General features: G+C 60.8%; 19 protein-coding genes. 14 read left to right on the forward strand and 5 right to left on the reverse strand.

What is annotated here, in order from left to right; translation table 11 throughout:
- Positions 1–154: 154 nt before the first annotated feature.
- Together J2T60_RS12225 and J2T60_RS12230 are read left to right on the forward strand one after the other, a co-directional pair.
- Positions 155–970 (forward strand): inositol monophosphatase family protein, encoded by an 816-nt coding sequence (locus tag J2T60_RS12225; RefSeq protein WP_253450687.1) that lies wholly within the window; start codon positions 155–157, stop codon positions 968–970.
- Positions 967–1,770, forward strand: a complete 804-nt coding sequence (locus J2T60_RS12230; RefSeq protein WP_253450690.1) for a PhzF family protein — start codon at positions 967–969, stop codon at positions 1,768–1,770. Before J2T60_RS12225 ends, J2T60_RS12230 begins: the two co-directional genes overlap by 4 nt.
- Positions 1,771–1,776: 6 nt before the next feature.
- Here the strand turns inward: J2T60_RS12230 and J2T60_RS12235 are convergent, their stop codons facing one another.
- The gene (locus tag J2T60_RS12235) at positions 1,777–2,436 is read right to left on the reverse strand and encodes a histidinol-phosphatase (RefSeq protein ID WP_253450693.1); all 660 of its coding nucleotides are present in this window, start codon (positions 2,434–2,436) and stop codon (positions 1,777–1,779) included.
- A gap of 202 nt (positions 2,437–2,638) precedes the next feature.
- Here J2T60_RS12235 and J2T60_RS12240 point away from each other — a divergent pair, with 202 nt between their 5' ends.
- The 7 genes from J2T60_RS12240 (at position 2,639) to bfr (ending at position 10,485) form a co-directional block, all read left to right on the forward strand.
- The gene (locus tag J2T60_RS12240; protein ID WP_253450696.1) at positions 2,639–3,184 is read left to right on the forward strand and encodes an RNA pyrophosphohydrolase; all 546 of its coding nucleotides are present in this window, start codon (positions 2,639–2,641) and stop codon (positions 3,182–3,184) included.
- A gap of 78 nt (positions 3,185–3,262) precedes the next feature.
- Positions 3,263–4,285: an extracellular solute-binding protein gene (locus J2T60_RS12245; RefSeq protein WP_253450700.1), complete on the forward strand. Its 1,023-nt coding sequence runs from the start codon at positions 3,263–3,265 to the stop codon at positions 4,283–4,285.
- Between the two features lie 30 nt (positions 4,286–4,315).
- A complete protein-coding gene (locus tag J2T60_RS12250; protein WP_253450703.1) occupies positions 4,316–6,004 on the forward strand; it encodes an ABC transporter permease in 1,689 nt (562 codons plus the stop codon).
- On the forward strand, positions 5,994–7,073 hold the full coding sequence (locus J2T60_RS12255) for an ABC transporter ATP-binding protein (RefSeq protein WP_253450706.1): 1,080 nt from the start codon (positions 5,994–5,996) through the stop codon (positions 7,071–7,073). Before J2T60_RS12250 ends, J2T60_RS12255 begins: the two co-directional genes overlap by 11 nt.
- A 223-nt stretch (positions 7,074–7,296) precedes the next feature.
- Complete coding sequence (locus tag J2T60_RS12260; protein ID WP_253450709.1) at positions 7,297–9,579, forward strand: TonB-dependent receptor family protein; 2,283 nt, start codon at positions 7,297–7,299, stop codon at positions 9,577–9,579.
- Positions 9,580–9,681: 102 nt separating this feature from the next.
- Positions 9,682–9,885: a (2Fe-2S)-binding protein gene (locus tag J2T60_RS12265; RefSeq protein WP_253450712.1), complete on the forward strand. Its 204-nt coding sequence runs from the start codon at positions 9,682–9,684 to the stop codon at positions 9,883–9,885.
- 132 nt (positions 9,886–10,017) lie between these two features.
- A complete protein-coding gene (gene bfr, locus J2T60_RS12270) occupies positions 10,018–10,485 on the forward strand; it encodes a bacterioferritin (RefSeq protein ID WP_253450715.1) in 468 nt (155 codons plus the stop codon).
- 29 nt (positions 10,486–10,514) lie between these two features.
- On the opposite strand, the gene J2T60_RS12275 is transcribed toward bfr, so the two are convergent.
- Positions 10,515–10,928, reverse strand: coding sequence for a CopD family protein (locus J2T60_RS12275; protein WP_253450718.1), 414 nt, complete (start codon positions 10,926–10,928; stop codon positions 10,515–10,517).
- 93 nt (positions 10,929–11,021) lie between these two features.
- On the opposite strand from J2T60_RS12275, the gene J2T60_RS12280 reads away from it, so the two are divergent.
- The 4 genes from J2T60_RS12280 to J2T60_RS12295 all read left to right on the forward strand — a co-directional run bounded on the left by J2T60_RS12280 (position 11,022) and on the right by J2T60_RS12295 (position 14,523).
- Positions 11,022–11,735 (forward strand): DUF6776 family protein, encoded by a 714-nt coding sequence (locus tag J2T60_RS12280; RefSeq protein WP_253450721.1) that lies wholly within the window; start codon positions 11,022–11,024, stop codon positions 11,733–11,735.
- 86 nt (positions 11,736–11,821) lie between these two features.
- Complete coding sequence (locus J2T60_RS12285) at positions 11,822–12,331, forward strand: bactofilin family protein (protein WP_253450724.1); 510 nt, start codon at positions 11,822–11,824, stop codon at positions 12,329–12,331.
- A 116-nt stretch (positions 12,332–12,447) separates the two neighbouring features.
- On the forward strand, positions 12,448–12,828 hold the full coding sequence (erpA, locus tag J2T60_RS12290; RefSeq protein WP_253450727.1) for an iron-sulfur cluster insertion protein ErpA: 381 nt from the start codon (positions 12,448–12,450) through the stop codon (positions 12,826–12,828).
- Positions 12,829–12,990: 162 nt separating this feature from the next.
- Positions 12,991–14,523 (forward strand): Ppx/GppA phosphatase family protein, encoded by a 1,533-nt coding sequence (locus tag J2T60_RS12295; protein WP_253450730.1) that lies wholly within the window; start codon positions 12,991–12,993, stop codon positions 14,521–14,523.
- A gap of 5 nt (positions 14,524–14,528) precedes the next feature.
- Here J2T60_RS12295 and J2T60_RS12300 read toward each other — a convergent pair whose 3' ends face one another.
- From J2T60_RS12300 to J2T60_RS12310, 3 genes are read right to left on the reverse strand one after another with little or no spacing between them, the layout of a single operon-like run.
- Positions 14,529–14,666 (reverse strand): hypothetical protein, encoded by a 138-nt coding sequence (locus J2T60_RS12300; RefSeq protein ID WP_253450732.1) that lies wholly within the window; start codon positions 14,664–14,666, stop codon positions 14,529–14,531.
- Positions 14,666–15,781, reverse strand: a complete 1,116-nt coding sequence (locus J2T60_RS12305) for an anhydro-N-acetylmuramic acid kinase (RefSeq protein ID WP_253450736.1) — start codon at positions 15,779–15,781, stop codon at positions 14,666–14,668. Before J2T60_RS12305 ends, J2T60_RS12300 begins: the two co-directional genes overlap by 1 nt.
- Before the next feature lie 13 nt (positions 15,782–15,794).
- Complete coding sequence (locus J2T60_RS12310) at positions 15,795–17,060, reverse strand: OapA family protein (RefSeq protein WP_253450738.1); 1,266 nt, start codon at positions 17,058–17,060, stop codon at positions 15,795–15,797.
- Between the two features lie 385 nt (positions 17,061–17,445).
- Between J2T60_RS12310 and tyrS the strand changes: the two genes are divergently transcribed.
- Positions 17,446–18,648, forward strand: a complete 1,203-nt coding sequence (gene tyrS / locus J2T60_RS12315) for a tyrosine--tRNA ligase (RefSeq protein ID WP_253450741.1) — start codon at positions 17,446–17,448, stop codon at positions 18,646–18,648.
- Positions 18,649–18,889: the final 241 nt, after the last annotated feature.

Below are 18,889 nucleotides of genomic sequence, written 5' to 3' on the forward strand. Positions count from 1 at the left end.
GAGGAAAGCCCTGTGGTGGCAAGCCCTCGTAGACCGGGTACAAGCGGGATTTGGTGTATATGTCGAAGGCGGCAGGGTCGAGTGCCTCGTCTGGTCTACTAGGTTTGCGCGGGTTCCTCCGGTATATTCTGATCTTTTTCCTCCGGGAAGGACTATGAATCAGCGTTCGGGACGGCATCGTGACCAGGACTATTCAGCCTATCTGGCTACAGCCCGGCGGGCCGTGGCGGCAGCAGCCCGGGTAATGGCGGACGCGGTCCAGGGCCCCCGGGACGTTCGCATCAAGGCCGATCAGACACCGGTGACCGAGGTGGATCTGGCGGCCGAGCGTGCCATTGTCAAAGTGATTGCCGAGGATTGGCCTGCGCACGCCATCTGGAGCGAGGAGCAAGGGGCAGGGGATCTGGCCGCCGAATGGCTGTGGTTGATTGATCCCCTGGATGGGACCCGCAGCTTTATCCGGGGGACGCCCTTCTTTTCCACCCAGGTGGCCTTGATGCACCGGGGGCGATTGGTGCTGGGTGTTTCCCATGCACCGGGTTTTTCCGAAACCGCCTGGGCCATGCAGGGGGGCGGGGCCTTTCTCAATGATGAGCCCATTTCGGTGAGCGAGACAGGAGGCTTGCGGGATGCCACCCTGTCCACCGGCAATCTGGCAAGCCTGGCGGCCCGGCCCCGTGCCTGGGCGGATTTCGGACGTCTGGTGAGTCAGGTGGAGCGAATCCGGGGTTATGGTGATTTTTGTCACTATCATCTGCTGGCCCGCGGCGCCCTGGATGCGGTGCTGGAATCGGATGTGAATATTCTGGATGTGGCCGCTTTGGCGGTCATTGTGGAAGAGGCCGGTGGCCGTATGACTCAGTTGGATGGACAGCCGTTGGGTCTGGGCAGCCGGGATGTTCTTGCCAGTAACCGGCGGCTGCACGACACTCTGCGCCGCCGGTTGCCATGGGATGGAAAGGACCAATGACAAGACTGCCCATCTTTCAGGTCGATGCCTTCAGTGATCAGGTCTTCGCCGGTAATCCGGCGGCCGTGGTGCCGCTGCCGTCCTGGCTGCCGGAGGTAACACTTCAAGCCATCGCGGCGGAGAACAATCTCTCCGAAACCGCCTTTGTCATGGCGGATGGTCATCGTTGGCAGATCCGCTGGTTTACCCCCTCCCGGGAGGTGGATCTCTGCGGGCATGCCACCCTGGCCTCGGCCTGGGTAATCCAGCAGGAGTTCGGCTTGCAGGGCCAGGCCATTGAATTCGACTCGGCCTCCGGCCCCTTGACGGTCAGCAATGATGAAGCCGGCCGACTGGTACTGGACTTCCCGTCGCGTCCCCCGGTGCCGGCCGATACCGCGTTGCGGGCCGAATTGACCCAGGCACTGGGGGAGGAGCCGGAAGTCGTGATGCAGGCTACCGATGTGTTGGCGGTGTATCGCCAGATCGAGAGCATTCAGCGCATGCAGCCGGATATGGCCGCCATGGCGGCGCTTGACGCGCGCGGGGTGATTGTTACCGCACCGGGGCGGGGCTGCGATTTCGTCTCCCGCTTCTTTGCCCCCAAGGTGGGGGTGCCGGAGGATCCGGTGACCGGTTCGGCCCACTGTACCCTGATTCCCTACTGGGCCAAGCGCCTGGAGGTAACCCGCCTGCACGCCCGGCAGGTTTCCAAGCGGGGCGGGGAGCTGTTCTGCCGGGCCCTGGGGGATCGGGTCCAGATTGCCGGTCATGCCAGCCTTTACATGAGCGGGGTCATTCAGCTGCCGGATGAGACCTAAAGAGGCTTAGTCGGCGCTCAGTCGCATCACCGGCCAGGCCCGCTCACGGGCAATGGCTGCCAGTGCAGGGTCGGGGTTGACCGCTACCGGGTGGCCGACTGCCTCCAACAGGGGCAGGTCATTGTGGGAGTCGGAATAAAAGCAGGCTTCCGCCAGTGATTCGGTCTGCCCGTTCAGCCAGTCCCTGAGTCGAATCAGCTTACCGTCCTGAAAACAGGGTGTGCCGCTGACCTCGCCGGTGAATTGCCCCGCCTGGACCTCCGGTTCTGTCGCCAGTAGATGATTGATTCCGAAAAGCTGGGCAATGGGTTCGGTGACGAAGCGGTTGGTGGCGGTAATGATCAGCGGTGTCTCTCCCTGCTCACGGTGGTGGTCCACAAGCTTTAGGGCATCCGCGCCGATACGCGGCATGATTTGCTCTTCCAGAAAGTCGTTGCGCCAGCTTTCCAGCAGGTCCCGAGGATGTTCGGCCAGGGGTTGAAGGGCGAAGCGCAGAAATTCTCGGATATCCAGATCACCGGTCTTGTAGCGCTCATAAAAGCGATCATTCTCCCGGCGGTACCAATCCCCATCCACCAAGCCCCGGGCAATCAGAAATTCCCCCCAGAGATAATCGCTATCGCCGTCCAGCAGGGTATTGTCCAGATCAAACAAGGCCAGCTTCATGGTATCCGGGCTCCGCCGTGAAAGGGGCGACATTGTCAACGATCTCCGTGCTGCTGTCATGGGGGCGGGGCCGGTGACAGGGCAAGGATTCCAGCGCCGAAGGCAGGGAATCGCCCTTCGCCCATTGCCCCGCCTGCTCCGCTGTGGAAGAATCACTGTCATACGGAACCCTAGGGGTTCCCCTGACTTACGGAGTCTTATCGTGATTGATCGCGACGGATTCCGGCCCAATGTCGGCATTATCCTTTGCAACGATGTGGGCCGGGTGTTCTGGGCGCGCAGGATCAACCATACCGGGTGGCAGTTCCCTCAAGGGGGTATCCAGCAAGGCGAAAAACCGCACGATGCGTTGTATCGCGAACTGGAAGAGGAAGTCGGTTTGCGGCCGGAGGATGTGTCGGAACTGGGACGTACCCGGGGATGGTTGCGCTACCGCCTGCCTCGCCGCTTCATACGGCGTCACCAGACGCCCGTGTGTATCGGCCAGAAGCAGATCTGGTTTCTGCTGCGACTGGTGGCCAGTGAATCCCGTGTCGATTTGCAATTGAGCCACCATCCCGAGTTTGATGCCTGGCGCTGGGTGGATTGGTGGACCCCCCTGGAGGGCGTGGTCTTCTTCAAGCGACGGGTCTATGAGCGCGCCCTGCAGGAGCTGGCGCCCATGGCCTTTCCCGAAGGCCGGGCCCCGGCCCCGCCCGAGGGGGTCAAGCCCCTTCCGCGGCGGGCCCGGGGTGGGCGGGGGGCATAATGACTCGCGCTTCCAATTGGGAATAATTCTCATTATCATGTGCATTCTCGATTTCGTAATGCACTTGGAGAATGGTTTATGTCTGTCCGAACCACGGCCTTTGTGGCCGCATTGACCTGTTTGATGGCGCTTCCGCCGCTTTCCCAGTCGGTTTTCGCGGACGATGGGGAAGAGGTGGTGGTGTATTCCGCGCGCCAGGAACACCTGATCAAGCCTCTGTTCGATCGTTATGAAGCCGAGACCGGGGTTCGAGTTCGCTATACCACCGGCGATGCCGGTCAGCTCCTGCAACGCATTGCTTCGGAAGGACGACGCACGCGGGCCGATCTGCTGCTGACCGTGGATGCCGGTAATCTCTGGCAGGCCGCGGATCGGGACCTGCTTGCCCCCGTTGAATCCGCGATGCTGGAGGATAATATTCCGGACCACCTGCGGGACCCCGAGGGACAGTGGTCTGGCCTTTCCCTGCGGGTGCGCACCATGGTTTATCACCCGGATCGTGTGGACCCGGAAGAGCTGAGCAGCTATGCGGATCTGGCTGATGAGCGTTGGGAAGGGCGGCTTTGTCTTCGAAGCTCGCGCAAGGTCTACAATCAGTCGCTGGTGGCCATTCTGATCGAGGAGCACGGCGCCGAGCGAACCGAGGAAATCGTGCGCGGCTGGGTGGATAATCTCGCCGCCGATCCCTTTTCCAGTGATACCCAGGTGATGGAAGCGATACTCGCCGGGCAGTGCGATGTGGGTCTGGTGAACAGTTATTATTACGGCCGCTTGCTGGATCAGGATTCGGATCTGCCACTGGAGATCTTCTGGGCCAATCAGGATGAGAACGGGGTGCATGTGAATATTTCCGGGGGGGGTGTGACCCGTCATGCTGGTAACCCCGAAGGTGCCCGGGCCCTGCTGGAGTGGATGAGTGAGCAAGAAGCCCAGGCGATGATGGGGCGGATGAACTTCGAATATCCGGCCAACCCCGACGTGGCGCCGGATCCGCTGGTGTCCTCCTGGGGGACGTTCAAGCAGAACGATATCAATGTCCGCCAGTCCGGGGCCCGCCAGCGGGAAGCGGTCATGCTCATGGATCGAGCGGGTTATCGCTAAGGCATGCCAAACCGGGGCCCAACAGCCGTAGTGGAAGGTATTGCCCGGCGTTGGGCCCGCCGACGCCCGCTGTCCGGTACCGTTTTAGCCTGGCTGATCGCGTTGCCGGTCCTGTTGCCGCTCTTGCTGGTCAGCGCCAGTCTGTTCGCGGCGGAAACCGAGGTATGGGTGCATCTACGCGAGCAGGTTCTGGCGGAGGTCATCATCAACACCCTCTGGCTGGTGGCGGGTGTGGCGGTGGGGACCGCTTTGCTGGGCACGGCCCTGGCCTGGTTGGTGGCCACCTGTGAATTTCCCGGCCGTCGCTTCTTTGCCTGGGCCTTGTTGCTGCCCATGGCGGTGCCGGCCTATGTGATGGCCTTCGTTCTGATCGGCCAGCTGGAGTATGCCGGTCCCGTGCAGACGGCTCTGAGGGCCTGGTGGGGTGAGGACGCCGGTCTGCTCCCCATTCGCTCCCGTGGCGGGGTGATGATTGCTCTGGTGCTGGTGCTCTATCCCTATGTCTATCTGATTGCTCGAAATGCCTTCACCACCCAGGGAGCCCGGGCCCTGGAAGTGGCCCGCTCATTGGGGTTGTCTCCCTGGGCCGGCTTTTTTCGGGTGGCACTGCCGCTGGCTCGTCCCTGGATCGCGGCCGGGGTGATGCTGGCCATGATGGAAACCCTCGCGGATTTCGGCACCGTGGCGGCCTTCAATTACGAAACCTTTACTACCGCAATATACAAGGCTTGGTACGACCTCCAGTCCATTGAGGCGGCCATGCAGCTTTCCTCCATTTTGGTAGTGGTGGTGCTGCTGGTCCTGGTGCTGGAGCAGCTTTCCCGGCGCCGGACCCGCTACACCGGGACCGGTGCCGGTGTGCCGCGGCGGTTTCCCCTGCGTGGCTGGCATCGTGCCGTTGCCACCGGCCTTTGTGGTCTGACCCTGATGCTGGCCTTTGTCATCCCGGCCATTCAGTTGCTGTTCTGGGCCGCGGGCAATTTGGGTGATCTTGATCATCGCTACTGGGGGCTGGCGGGCCGCTCGGTGGGCCTGGCCGGCATGACAGCCATGCTGGCGGTGACCCTGGGCTTGCTTCTGGCCTATGCCACGCGGCGATCCACCGGGCTCTGGGCCACCATGGGTGCCCGTGTCGCCACGGTCGGTTACGCGGTGCCCGGCCCGGTGTTGGCGGTGGGCTTGTCGCTGCCGCTGATCTGGGTGAGTGGCTGGCTGCAGGCGGGGGCTGACTGGATGCTGGGTGAGGACGCCATCATCATCGCCCTGCAGGGGACCGTACTGGGGCTGGTGGCCGCCTATATAGGGCGTTTCCTGGCCGTTGCCCATAACCCCGTCCAGGCCAATCTGATGCGGGTTTCCCATACCCTGGATGATGCCGCTCGTGGCATGGGGCTGGGGCCGCTGGGGGTTATTAGCCGGGTGCATTTCCCCCTGGTCCGGGGTGGCTTGTTGACGGGGGCCATTCTGGTTTTCGTGGATGTCATGAAGGAAATGCCCATCACGCTGATGTTGAGGCCCTTCGGCTGGGAAACATTGGCCTTGCGCATTTATGAAATGACGGCCGAGGGCCATTGGGAGCGGGCCGCCCTGCCGGCCGTGGCCCTGGTGCTGGTGGGGCTGATACCGGTTATCATGCTTACCCGGCGTCTGGATGCCCCCTCAGGGCCGTCCCACAAGCCGCTTCCTCAATCAGCCCGCGAGGCCGTTCATGCTGCTTGAACTGGAACAGCTGCGATTGTCTTATGGCGACCATGAAGTCCTGCGGGGGCTCACCTTGCACCTGACTCGGGGGCAGATTGGTTGCCTGCTGGGGCCCAGCGGCTGTGGCAAGACCACCGTCCTTCGCGCCATTGCCGGTTTCGAGCCGGTGGACAGTGGCGAGGTGCGGATTGATAACCGGGTGTTCAGTCAGCCCGGGCGGACGGTACCGCCGGAACAGCGTGATATTCGCATCGTCTTTCAGGACTACGCTCTCTTTCCCCATTTGAATGCCCGGGACAATGTGGCCTTCGGCCTGCGCGAAGGACGCAAGGCGGATCGGCGGGCACAGGCCGAGGAAATGCTGTCCGCCGTCGGCTTGGCCGACGCCGTCCGGGCCCAGCCCCATGAGTTGTCCGGCGGACAACAACAGCGGGTCGCGCTGGCGCGCGCACTGGTGGCCCGCCCGCGATTGATCCTGCTGGACGAGCCCTTTTCGAATCTGGATGTGGAGCTTCGGGAGCGGCTGGGCATCGAGGTCCGTTCCCTGCTCAAGGCCTTCGGCGCCACCGCCCTGATGGTGACCCATGACCAGCAGGAAGCCTTCGCGGTAGCGGACGAGGTGGGGGTCATGAATGAGGGGACCCTGCAGCAGTGGGATCGGCCCTATAACCTCTATCATCGCCCCGCCAACCGATTTGTTGCCGACTTTGTCGGCCAGGGGGTCCTGATTCCAGGCAGGGTGGCCGAGCCGGGCAAGGTGGACATCGAGCTGGGCCGTCTGGAAGGGCGCTTGATCACCGATGTTCGACCGGGCACCGATGTGGATGTGTTATTGCGGCCCGACGACATCATTCATGACGATGATGCCCCCATGACGGCCGAGGTTCGCTACAAGGTCTTTCGGGGGGCCGAGATTCTTTATACCTTGCGCCTGGATAGCGGTGACCGGGTCCTGGCCCTGGTACCCAGTCACCACGACCACCGCATTGGTGAACAGATCGGCATTCGCCTGGACACCGAGCATATCGTAGCCTTTCCCCGTGGCGAGGCCCGCGGCGAATACTGTCCCACCGAACTGTTCAGCTAGCCTATCCCGGCGGGTGTTCAGACCCGCGATGCCTTTCCTTCCTGGTTCCAGCTTGGCCCTGATTGTCATTGGGAGGGTGGTTCTGACTCGCAATAGAAAAGAATAATTCCAAAACACCACTACCTCTATTGCAAACGATAACCGTTCTCATTTACATTACCACCTCCGATCGCGGGCGCCCCCGATTTCACGCATCGTTGCTTCGTTCAAAAAGGAGTTTTTCATGTCTCGTCTTGTCCCTGCCTGCAGCCTGGCTGCAGCCGTCACCCTGGCCTTGAGCACAAGTGGCCTTGCCGCTGAAGAAGCCGCTGCCGACTGGGAAATCGATACGCGGATTCTGGACCGCATCAGTATCACCGGCAGCCGCGATGACGTTCGCGAGATTCCCGGTTCCGCCCATGTCATTGGCGAGGACGAGTTGGACCAGACCGGTTATGCTGATCCCCATCGGATTCTGCGGAGTGTCCCCGGTGTCTATATTCATGAGGAAGAGGGTTTTGGGCTCTTTCCTCATGTCTCCATTCGCGGTTCCCGTCTGGAGCGGGCTGGCCGCATTACCCTGATGGAGGACGGGGTGCTGGCCGCACCGGCGCCCTATAGCGCACCGGCCGCTTATGTCAGCCCCAATATGGGGCGCATGCGCCAGGTGGAGGTGCGCAAAGGCTCCAGCGCCATCCAATACGGACCCTACACCACCTCCGGTGCAATCAATATGCTCACCGCGCCGGTGCCGGAGTCGTTCCAGGCCGATGCCCAGTTGCTGTTCGGCAGCCACGGCGGTTCTCGTCATTCGGTGACGGTGGGTGACCGCCAGGGCAGTCTCGGCTGGTTGCTGGAGGGCTGGGAGTCCGGCAGTGACGGCTTCAAGCAGTTGGATGTGCCCCAGCGCCAGGATAACCGCATGCCAGATCCCAATACTGGCTTCGAGCAGCAGGACCTGATGGGCAAGCTGCAGTTTCGGCCCAACGGCACCGACCGCTATCAGGAGTGGGAGCTGAGCTTCTCCACCCAGGACCGGACCATCGACGACACCTATCTCGGCCTTACCCAGGAAGATTTCCAGGGTCAGCCTTACCGTCGCTACAGTGGCTCGGCCCAGGACGAGATCAACACCGAACATCGCAAGGTCGCTCTGACCCACTTCATCGAGCTGGGCAACGCCGACTTCACCACCACGCTTTATGATCATGACACTGCCCGGAACTGGTACAAGCTCCATGAGGTGTGGGATGGTCAAGGCCAACCCGATTATGTGGGCATCAGCAGCATCCTCGATGATCCGGACAGCCATGCTGGTGAAATGGACTGGATTCGCGGCTCCGGTGGCGATGCCCGGGGCAATGTCCGTGCCAATAACCGCAGTTACTATTCCCGCGGTATTCAGACCACCTTGTCGAGCCGTTTTAACACTGGCGAGTGGAGCCACCAGCTGGAGGTGGGCCTGCGCTACCACCAGGACGAGGAGGATCGCCTCCAGTGGCAGGACAGCTATAGCAATGAAAACCACATGTTGCGACTGCTGGCCCCTGGCAGCGATCCCGGTATTGAATCGGGAATCCCGGGTAGTACCACCAACCGGGTGACCGAGGCCACCGCCCTGGCTTTCCATGTGCAAAACCGCATGCGGCGTGGCGACTGGACTCTGATCCCAGGGGTGCGCTTCGAGGACATCGAAATCGAGCGGACCGATTTCCGCGAGGGGGACAATCCCAGCCGGGAGGAGATCACCAGCCAGCGCAAGGGGGAATACAGCGTGGTGATGCCCGGTTTCGGGGCGGTCTATCGCCATAGCCCCCAGCTGAGCAGTTTCCTGGGTATTCATCGGGGCTTTTCCCCGTCCGGCGCCTCGCCGGGTGTGGATGAAGAACGCTCCATGAACTACGAAACGGGCCTGCGTTACCAGAACAACGGCCTGAGTCTGGAGCTCATCGGCTTTCTCACCGCCTTCGAGAACATGGTGGGCACCTGCACTGCCGCCAGTGGCGCCGACTGTGAAGTCGGCGAGCAGTTCAATGGGGGGGAAGTGGATGTGCTGGGCCTGGAAGTTCTGGGTCGTTATGACCTGGCCCGCTTGTCCGATACCCGTCTATCCCTGCCGCTGGAAGTGGCCTATACCCGGACAGAGGCGGAATTCAAGGAATCCTTTGTCAGCGGCTTCAGCGAATGGGGTGATGTCCAGCGCGGCGACGAGTTGCCGCAGATTCCCAGCGATCAGCTCAATATCAGCTTGAGTGTCATCAGTGGCGACTGGCTGCTGCGGGCGGGCGCCAATTACGTGGCCGAAACCCGCGCCACTGCAGGTTCCGGGCCCATTCCTGATGAGGACCGCATCGATGACCGTTGGCTGTTCGATATCTCCGGCGAATACCGGGTTGCCGACAGTGTCCGCCTGTTTGGCAGCGTGGAAAATCTCAGTGACGAGACCTATGTGGCCGCACGCCGGCCGGCCGGGCTGCGGCCCGGGATGCCGCGCACCGTCTGGGCGGGTGTGAAATTGGACTTCTAGGCCCCGGGCGGGGCGGTCTCTGGCCGCCCCGCCTTGTTTGTAGTTGACAATCATTCTCATTCGCGATTATGCTGACATTGTCACGTTTTGGAGTGTTTCGCCATGTATGTCTGCGTTTGCAATGCGGTGACTGATCGAGCCATCCTCAAGGCCATCGACGCCGGAGCCCACAGCCTTGATTCGCTGGTGGACGAATTGGCGGTGACCACAGCCTGTGGCAGTTGTGAGCAGGCTGTGCGCGATCACCTGGCCAGCCGCCTGGCAGCGTTGGGGCATGCAGACTGGCTTGAGCCCGCCATGGCCTGATGGCTGCGGTTTTTCCCCTCATTGCCTGATAAGCCTTCCCCGCCTTTCCCACCTTCGCTAGACTGAACGAAATCGGGTAATGGTCGGTCCGAGCCCCTACCCGGTATTTGTCTTCCCCTCAAGGAGTCGTTCATGAAAGGCGATGCCAAGATCGTTCAGCATCTTAATGTGATCCTCAAGAACGAGTTGACCGCAATTAACCAGTATTTTCTCCATGCCCGCATCCTCAAGGACTGGGGTTTGACCCGTCTCGGGAAAGTGGAATACGAAGAGTCCATCGATGAGATGAAGCATGCGGATCGACTCATCGAGCGCATCCTCTTTCTGGAGGGGCTGCCCAACCTGCAGGATCTGGGCAAACTGATGATCGGCGAGGATGTGCGGGAAATCCTGGAATGTGATCTGAAGCTGGAGCTGGATGGCCACCAGGATCTACGCGAGGCGGTGGTCTATGCCGAATCCATTGGCGATTATCCTTCCCGGGACCTGCTAAGCGACATACTCCGGGACGAGGAGGAGCATGTGGATTTCCTCGAAACCCAGCTGGGTCTGATCGAGAAAATGGGCAAGGAGAACTATATCCAGTCCCAGACCGAGTGAGGCCTGGACCGTCGCACCGACTGGATTCATTAGAATGGCTTGATCACAGCGAGCAGGACAATGCCCACCAGGGCAATGGCCGGTGCCTCGTTAAACCAGCGCAGAAAGCGGTCTGAATGGGGCATTCGATCCTCTCGGAACAGGCGGTTCAACCTCAGACAATAGGCGTGAAAGGCGATCAATCCGGCCACCAGGACCAGCTTGGCATGTAGCCAGGCGGGCATGGGCCACCAATACAAGGCCACCAGCAGCAAACCGCTGATTAGCGTCAGGCCTGCACCGATGGTCATGATCAGCCACAAGCGCCATTCCATGGTTTCAAAGCGTTCCCGCGAGGGCCGATCTTCGGCGGCTCGATGATAGATGTAGAGGCGAGGTAGATAGAACAGGCCAGCGAACCAGGTCACCATGAAAATGATGTGAAAAGCCTTGAGCGTCAACATTTAGGGGTTCCTCGCAGGTGTTATTCTCTGGATTGGCCGACTGTAAGATACCAGAACCCACCAGGCGCCGGATGAGCGCGGAGTCGAAAACGGATGAGCCAGGAGAGTCTCGTTGTCAAGGCCCATCGGCCCTGGCGTTATAGAATCATCATTGCCTTGCTGTTTGCGGCGGCCCTCGCTGCGGTGGCCTATGCTTATGTGCGCGGCCTGAATGACGGTGGCTATTTCCACGGTGAATCCCAGGCCCGAATGGAGCGTCTGGAACAATCGCTGGAAGAGTCCCGGGAAATGGAGCGGGCACTCGGGAATCAGGTGGCCGTGCTGGAGCGGGCGCAGGAAGTGGACCAGGCGGCCCGGGAGACACTGCGGCAGGAAGTCATGACATTGCAGGACGAGATCCACGGCCTTCGGGAGGAATTGGCATTCTATCGGGGAATCGTGTCCCCCGAGGATGGTCAGAGCGGGCTCCAGATTCAGGATTTTGCCATTCATACCCAGGCGGAACCCCGGACCTATCGATATAGTCTGACGCTGATTCAGGCGCTGAGTCACGACCGGCAGGTGGAGGGTCAGGTCAGTGTCGAAATTCATGGCCGCCAGGATGGGGAGGCCCGGGTTCTGTCGCTGGAGGAGATTGCCAGCAGCGGTAACAAGGCATTTTCTTTTCGCTATTTCCAGCACCTGGATGGTCGACTTGAATTGCCGGCGGATTTTGAGCCGGTTGAGGTTCTGGTAACCGCTTCCCAGGAAGGGCGCAGTGACGGTAATCTGGAAGAACGCTTTGAGTGGCCGGAGTCGGAGGGATAGACTGTAGCGACACGTCGAGGTCATCGGGGCCCAACAGGCCCGATGATCAACCACTGACATAGATCCGATTGGAGGCAGACCCTGGCATGTGGGGCAGCGGCAGCAAGAAAAAGAGCACGAAAAACGCAAAAATTGAGACCCTGGTGGGGCGAAATACCGAGATCACCGGTGACGTCCATTTTGAGGGCGGTATGCATGTGGAAGGGACCGTTCGCGGCAATGTCCATGCGGAGGACGAAAGCTGTGTGATCAGTGTCAGCCAGCATGGCGTGATCGAAGGCGATGTAAAGGTCCCGCATATCAGCCTGGATGGTACCGTGACCGGTGACGTCTATGCCCGGGAGCGGGTGGAGCTAGCGCCCCATGCGAAGGTGAATGGTGATGTTTACTACAATCTGATCCAAATGGCTGCCGGCGCCAGCGTGAACGGAAAGATGGTTCACAAGCCGGCAGAGCAGCCCTTGCTGCTCGAAAAGGGGCAGACGGGCACACGCCCCGGCAGCGGGGGTGGAAGTGGTGATCGGAGCGAGCGCAATGATCGTGGTGACCGGGCAGGTCAGCCGGGTCGTTTCGAGGCGGGCAAGCCGGGTTCCTAGTCCTGCTGCAGTCTGCTTGGTTCGCAGTCATGGTGCCCGCTAATCCTGGTGCTTGCCCGGGCCTGTTACAATGATGGCAAGATCCAAATACGCAGCGATGCGAAGGTGTTTAGCCAATGAGTACCCAGACCTATGTGCCCGACGCAGTGGAAGAAAACGCGGGTGTTCCGGATCCGCTGGTGTTCACCGATGCCGCGGCCCGCAAGGTCCGCGAGCTGATCCAGGAAGAAGCCAATGACCAGCTCAAACTGCGGGTGTTTATCACCGGCGGCGGGTGCTCCGGATTCCAGTATGGCTTTACTTTTGATGAGGAGACCGGTGAGGGCGATACCGAGATCCAGAATGAGGGGGTGACCCTGGTGGTAGACCCCATGAGCGTCCAGTACCTTATGGGTGCTGAGATCGATTACAGCGAGGGACTGGAGGGGGCGCAATTTGTTATACGCAACCCCAACGCCTCGACGACCTGTGGTTGTGGCTCCTCCTTTTCCGTTTAGCCATATGACTGGGTTCCACGCACCTGATTCCTTGCGGTCTGGCCGTTTAAGGGTATTCGTGTGGGGCTTGGTTCTTGAATAAGGGCGCCGTCGGTGCCCTTTTTTATGCCTAAGAAAAATGCCTGTGCCGGCTCGGCAACCAGGGACTCATGAAGGGGATCCATGCGGCCACTGATCGATAATGTGCGAGACATGCTCCCGCCTCGACCTGGTGAGAGGGTGTTGGCCGCCGTGGACCTGGGTTCCAACAGTTTTCACCTGATCGTGGCTTGTCTGCGCGGGCATGACCTCCATGTGGTGGACCGGATCAAGGCCACCGTTCGCCTGCGCAGTGGTCTCACGGATGAGGGGGATTTGTCTTCCGAAGCCCGTAGCCGGGCCCTGGCCTGCCTGGCCCGTTTTGGCGAGCGACTCAAGGGCATGGATTCCACACAGGTACGGGCAGTGGGCACCGATGCCCTGCGCCGGGCTGCCGACCAGCAGGATTTCCTTGAAGCCGCCGAAAACGCCCTTGGCCACCCCATCGAGGTGATTTCCGGTTACGAGGAAGCGCGTCTCATTTATGCCGGGGCCACACCGGATGCCACGGAGGGCGGCGGGCGACGCCTGGTTCTTGATATCGGCGGCGGTAGTACCGAAATCATCCTGGGTGCCGGCAGCCGGCCGGACCGGCTTGAATCACTGGGCGTAGGGTCGGTGTCCCTGACGGAGCGCTGTTTTGAGGGGCTCAAGGTCACAGAGGGGAATATGGACCGGGCCCTTTCCCTGGCGCGTGGCGAACTTTCGGGAGTGGCTCCTCGTTATTGTCAGTTAGGCTGGGAGACGGCGTTAGGGGCATCGGGAACCATTCGTTCCATTGCCGAGCTTAGCACTGGACGTGGCTGGAGTGATGAGGGTATTACGCTCAAGTCCCTTAAAAAGTTGCGGGCCGAGTTGATCCAATTCGGTACGCCGCGAGCATCCAATTTCCCTGAGCTGAATCCCGACCGGGTGGCGATTTTGCCGGGTGGGGTGGCCATTCTTCAGGCCGTATTCGAGGTCATGGCGGTGGAGCGAATGCAGCTTGCACCGGGGGCCTTGCGGGAAGGATTACTTGACGACATGGCCGGGCGCATTCGCAACAAGGATGTTCGCCATAGAACCGTTACCGCCATGATGCAGCGCCACCGCCTGGACCGGGCCCATGGCCGAGCGGTAGCGGAGACGGCGGCCATGGCCTGGGACGCGGTTGCCCCGTCCTGGGGGCTGGACGAGCGCCCCGAGACTCGGAATTTCCTGGTTTGGGCTGCTTCTCTGCATGAGATTGGTCTGTCCATTTCCCACAACCAGCATCATCGCCATGGGGCTTATGTGCTCGCCAATGCAGATATGGCCGGTTTTTCCAGAGACGACCAGGCCATGCTGGCGGTTCTCGCCCGTCTGCAGAGAAAGAAGCTTTCACGACGTCACATGGAGTCCATTGCGCCGCGCCATCGTCCTTATTGCCTGAGATTGGCCGCATTGCTGCGGGTTGCCATTGCCTTGCATCGCGGCAGGGATAAGGGCCCCGCCATTCAATTCAAGGCCTCGGATGAGAAAGGTTGGCAGTTGGTATTGCCCCAGGGCTGGTTGGACGAACACCCCCTGCTGTCGGATGATCTGAGCCAGGAAGTGGCCTATCAGAAAGCGGCTGGTATCCGGCTGGATATCGTCTGAGGTGATCAGGCCCGCTCGACAAGCTCACTGAGCAAGGCCGCCTGTGCAATGTGTTGTTTCTTCTTGCCGGGGGTGTTCAGGCGGTAGCTGCCGTCAGGCATCAATTCCCAGGCTTGGCCTTTGTCGGCTAGATTGTGGGGCATCAGGCCGGGAGCCAGATGCCGCCCAGGGTGGCTTTTCTCTCGGCCCCGGTGATCTCCGGCAGGTCTAGGGGGCTGCCATTCATCCGCTCTCGTGCCAGCCAGGCGAATCCGGCGCTTTCCACCTGATCCGCCGGGATGCCGGCAATCTCCGCGGTGCGTTCATGCAGAGGGGCCAGGGCCTGGGCAAAACCTTCCATGAGGAATGTATTGGCTCGCCCACCCCCGGTAATGAAGTATTCCTCGGCGCTTGTTTCCTTGACGGCCTGGGCGACGGTTCGAATGGTGAGTTCGGCCAATGTCCGTTGCACGTCTTCGGCCGGGAGCTGCCTGTCCAGGCGGCTCAGATAGCGATTCAGCCAGGCTAAGTTAAAGTGTTCCGGCCCCGTGCTCTTGGGAGCTTGCCTGGAGAAATAAGGGTCGCTCAGTAGCGCGTCCAGCAAGTCCTCGTCCAGCTGGCCGGACCTGGCCCATTGGCCGTTTTCATCCCAGGCGGAGTCATCGGCTTTCAAGTGCTGCTGCCTATACCAGGCATCCATAAGGCAGTTGGCAGGTCCGGTATCCCAGCCCCGCAGGGGGCGGCCTTGTGGGGGTAGGTCGCTGATATTGGCAATCCCACCGAGATTGATCACCACACGATGACAGCCGGGATCCGAGAAGAAGGCGGCATGGAAGAAAGGGGCCAGCGGGGCCCCCTGCCCACCCAGGGCTAAATCCATCTGGCGAAAGCCGGCAACTACGGGGATGCCTGTCAGCGCCGCCAGGCGGCTCGGGCAACCGAGCTGCCAGGAGAAACCCTGAGCCGGCAGGTGTCGAATGGTTTGCCCATGGCTGCCGATGGCCTGGATATCTCCCGGTTTGAGGCCGTGGTGTCGGGTCAGTTCCTTGACCGCTTGGGCATATTCCCTGTCCAGACGGGATTCCGCTGCCGCGATCTCCTCCGGTCGCAGCTGTTCCGCCTGGCAGAGTCGGGACAGCTCGCAAACAAGTGCGTCAGGGAATGGTTGGGTGTGGGAATCGATGACTCGGATTCGCGGTCCGGAGAAGGCCACAAGGGCGGCATCCACCCCGTCCAGGCTGGTACCGCTCATCAGGCCGATGAAGTAGGAGGTGGCCATGACGAAAGCCGGCTTATTCGCTGCGCTGGGCGTACCACTGTCCCGGGCGCATCAGCTCCAGGTGTGCTACCAGGGGAGCGGTGGTGGTCAGGAAGTCCTCGCGGAACTCATCACCCACCGGGTCGGCGGCGGGGAAATCCACCGTCACCGGGTTGCGGTGGACGCCATCCACCAGGAACTCATAATGCAGGTGGGGGCCGGTAGCCAGGCCGGTCTGGCCCACGTAGCCGATCACATCCCCCTGCTGGACCTGACTGCCAACCGACAGGCCACTGGCGAAGCGCGACATGTGAGCGTATAGCGTCTGATAACGCTCACCATGACGGATCTGGATGGTGTTGCCGTAGCCACCCCGACGGCCGCGCTGAACAATGCGGCCATCGCCGGCCGCGCGGATGGGGGTCCCGGTGGGGGCGGCATAGTCGACGCCGCGATGGGCGCGGATGCGGTTAAGCGTGGGATGGCGACGATTGGGGTTGAAGTGGGAGCTGATTCGCATGTACTCCAGTGGTGCCCGAAGGAAGGTCCGGCGCATGCTGTCGCCATCCGGGGTGTAAAAATCCTGATCACCTTCCGGGTCCGTGTAGCTTACTGCCTGAATCCGGTTGCCTCGGTTGACGATTTCTGCGGCCAGGATGTCACCGTCACGCACCTTCTCCCCGTCCCGGTAGATTTCTTCGTAGATGACGACAAATTCATCGCCATCGCGAATGTCCAGGATGAAGTCGATATCCCACTGGAAGATACCGGCCAGATTCATGATCAGGTTATTGGATAGACCCGCCGCACGGGCATCCTGATACAGGGAACGCTTGATCTCGCCGCTGGCGTAATTGATCTGGCGCTGCACCGGCAGGGTTTCCAGTTCCTTCTCGAAGCCATCATCGGACTGATGCACATGAAGAATGCGCTCGGAGTCCACTTGCCGCGAAAGGCCCAGGATATTGCCATGGCCGTCGTCCCGGACTTCAATCTGGTCCCCAGGGCTCAGCCGGGCCAAGCTCTGAACTTCACCGCCCAGCTGCATAATATGGTGGAGATCGGTACGGTTGAGGCCGTTGCGCTGAAACAGTCGTGCCAGGGTTTCCCCGGGTTTGACCTCAAGAGTGCGGACCTGAATGTCGGCGTCGGACAACGGGTCTTCCGACATCAGCGCCTGCATCAGCGGCGCATCCGGCAGGCGGAGCGGGATTTCTCGCTCCTGTTGCGGTGGCGGGACAGCCTCTTCAGCTGCCTTGTCCGCGCCGGAAAATGCGCTTAAAGAAGTAATGAGCACCATCAGGCCCACCAGGCCCCCGGCCAAGGCTACCTGTCTATGGGAAGGCCGCCACGCCGGCAGTGTTGGGAGGCGCCCGATGCGGCCCAGACCCAGCTTCAGGCCTGACCCGCGGGCAGGACGATGGCTGCTTGGCTTATAATCGTGTTTTACGCCTGACGGTCTGTGCATGGTATCTCTGCTGGGCTGATTTTCGACGGCGGCAAGTTAATCGCTCTCCCGGAGGGCGTCAATCAATTTCGGCGAAGCAACTGCCCGAGCTCATGGGCTCCCGAGGGGAGTGCGGCGCCGGGAATATTGTAATTTGCGTTATATCATAAGATTAGAGGGAATTCTTCCCGTATTTCTTAAAAAGTGAACCGGTGATCACCTGAAAACTGGAGCCAAGATGACCAAGCTGGACGACGCCATTGCCCAAATTCGCCAGGGTGCCGAAGAAATCATTCCCGAGGACAGCCTTCGCAGCCTCCTGGCCCAGGACCGTCCGCTGCGGGTCAAGGTGGGCTTCGATCCCACCGCCCCGGACCTACATCTGGGGCACACCGTTCTCATTAACAAGATGCGCCAGTTTCAGCAGCTGGGGCATGAAGTGATCTTCTTGATCGGTGATTTCACCGGCCTGATTGGGGATCCCAGTGGCAAGAACGCCACTCGCCCGCCCATGACCCCGGAACAGGTGCGTGACAATGCCGAGACTTATAAAGAGCAGATTTTCAAGATTCTGGACCGGGACAAGACTCGCGTGGTCTTTAATTCCGAGTGGATGGAGGGGGTATCGTCTGCGGACATGATCAAGCTGGCCTCCCATCACACCGTGGCCCGGATGCTGGAGCGGGATGACTTCCATAAGCGTTATCAGTCCGGCCAAGCCATCGCCATTCATGAATTCCTCTACCCGCTGGTCCAGGGCTACGACTCGGTGGCCCTGGAAGCCGACGTGGAGCTGGGCGGCACGGATCAGAAGTTCAACCTGCTGGTGGGACGCCAGCTGCAGGAAGCCTATGGGCAGAAGCCCCAACTGGTGCTGACCATGCCCCTGCTGGAGGGGACCGATGGGGTGAACAAGATGTCCAAGTCCCTGAATAACTATGTAGGCATCACCGAGGCCCCGGAGGAGATGTACGGCAAGATCATGTCGGTCTCCGATGAGCTCATGTGGCGTTGGTTTGAATTGCTCAGTCTCAAGGGGCCCGAGGTTTTGTCGGCACACCGCCAAGCCGTGGCGGACGGGGCCAATCCTCGGGACATCAAGTTCCGCCTTGCGGATGAACTGGTGGAGCGCTTCCACGGGCAGGCCGCCGCACAGGCCGCTCATCAAGCCTTCGTCAACCGCTTTAGAAAAGGCGCCATGCCCGAAGAGATCGAGCTCAGCGAGCTTGAAAGCGGTCCGGAAGGCGGCCTGGGGATTCCTGCCGTGCTCAAGCAGAGTGGTTTGACCGCCTCCACCTCCGAGGCCATGAGGATGCTCAAGCAGGGCGCGGTGAAGATCGATGGTGAGCGCGTGCGCGACAAGGATCACCGTCTCGATGCCGGCAGCGAGCAGGTGGTTCAGGTGGGGAAACGTCGCTTTCGGCGAGTGCGCATTTCCTGATCCAGGAGCCCCGAGTCAGCCCATTTTGAAAAAGTGTTCGAAAGTCCTTGACCCTCAGGCTTAGGTCTCTATAATGCCCGCTTCCTCGTCGCCGAGCAGCACCGTAACGGCGCAGCAAGACACGCTGGAGGCGAGGGAAATGCGGGCTTGACAGGCAATGATTGCCAAGTACAATGCCCGCCTCTCACGCAGGAAGCGGAGAGCGCCGGCAAGGCCGGCGAGCGAAAAAAGTTAACCGGGT

It is taken from the genome of Natronospira proteinivora (genome assembly GCF_024170465.1).
GTDB lineage: Bacteria > Pseudomonadota > Gammaproteobacteria > Natronospirales > Natronospiraceae > Natronospira > Natronospira proteinivora.

Excerpts from the sequence above, each read along its gene's own strand:
- J2T60_RS12230 (WP_253450690.1), top strand. The coding sequence starts at position 967 with ATGACAAGACTGCCCATCTTTCAGGTCGATGCCTTCAGTGATCAGGTC.
- J2T60_RS12305 (WP_253450736.1), bottom strand. The coding sequence starts at position 15,781 with ATGGCCACCTCCTACTTCATCGGCCTGATGAGCGGTACCAGCCTGGAC.
- bfr (WP_253450715.1), top strand. The coding sequence starts at position 10,018 with ATGAAAGGCGATGCCAAGATCGTTCAGCATCTTAATGTGATCCTCAAG.
- J2T60_RS12245 (WP_253450700.1), top strand. The coding sequence starts at position 3,263 with ATGTCTGTCCGAACCACGGCCTTTGTGGCCGCATTGACCTGTTTGATG.
- J2T60_RS12310 (WP_253450738.1), bottom strand. The coding sequence starts at position 17,060 with ATGGTGCTCATTACTTCTTTAAGCGCATTTTCCGGCGCGGACAAGGCA.
- J2T60_RS12285 (WP_253450724.1), top strand. The coding sequence starts at position 11,822 with ATGTGGGGCAGCGGCAGCAAGAAAAAGAGCACGAAAAACGCAAAAATT.
- J2T60_RS12260 (WP_253450709.1), top strand. The coding sequence starts at position 7,297 with ATGTCTCGTCTTGTCCCTGCCTGCAGCCTGGCTGCAGCCGTCACCCTG.
- J2T60_RS12265 (WP_253450712.1), top strand. The coding sequence starts at position 9,682 with ATGTATGTCTGCGTTTGCAATGCGGTGACTGATCGAGCCATCCTCAAG.
- erpA (WP_253450727.1), top strand. The coding sequence starts at position 12,448 with ATGAGTACCCAGACCTATGTGCCCGACGCAGTGGAAGAAAACGCGGGT.
- J2T60_RS12295 (WP_253450730.1), top strand. The coding sequence starts at position 12,991 with ATGCGGCCACTGATCGATAATGTGCGAGACATGCTCCCGCCTCGACCT.
- J2T60_RS12225 (WP_253450687.1), top strand. The coding sequence starts at position 155 with ATGAATCAGCGTTCGGGACGGCATCGTGACCAGGACTATTCAGCCTAT.
- J2T60_RS12280 (WP_253450721.1), top strand. The coding sequence starts at position 11,022 with ATGAGCCAGGAGAGTCTCGTTGTCAAGGCCCATCGGCCCTGGCGTTAT.
- J2T60_RS12235 (WP_253450693.1), bottom strand. The coding sequence starts at position 2,436 with ATGAAGCTGGCCTTGTTTGATCTGGACAATACCCTGCTGGACGGCGAT.
- tyrS (WP_253450741.1), top strand. The coding sequence starts at position 17,446 with ATGACCAAGCTGGACGACGCCATTGCCCAAATTCGCCAGGGTGCCGAA.
- J2T60_RS12300 (WP_253450732.1), bottom strand. The coding sequence starts at position 14,666 with ATGCCCCACAATCTAGCCGACAAAGGCCAAGCCTGGGAATTGATGCCT.
- J2T60_RS12275 (WP_253450718.1), bottom strand. The coding sequence starts at position 10,928 with ATGTTGACGCTCAAGGCTTTTCACATCATTTTCATGGTGACCTGGTTC.
- J2T60_RS12255 (WP_253450706.1), top strand. The coding sequence starts at position 5,994 with ATGCTGCTTGAACTGGAACAGCTGCGATTGTCTTATGGCGACCATGAA.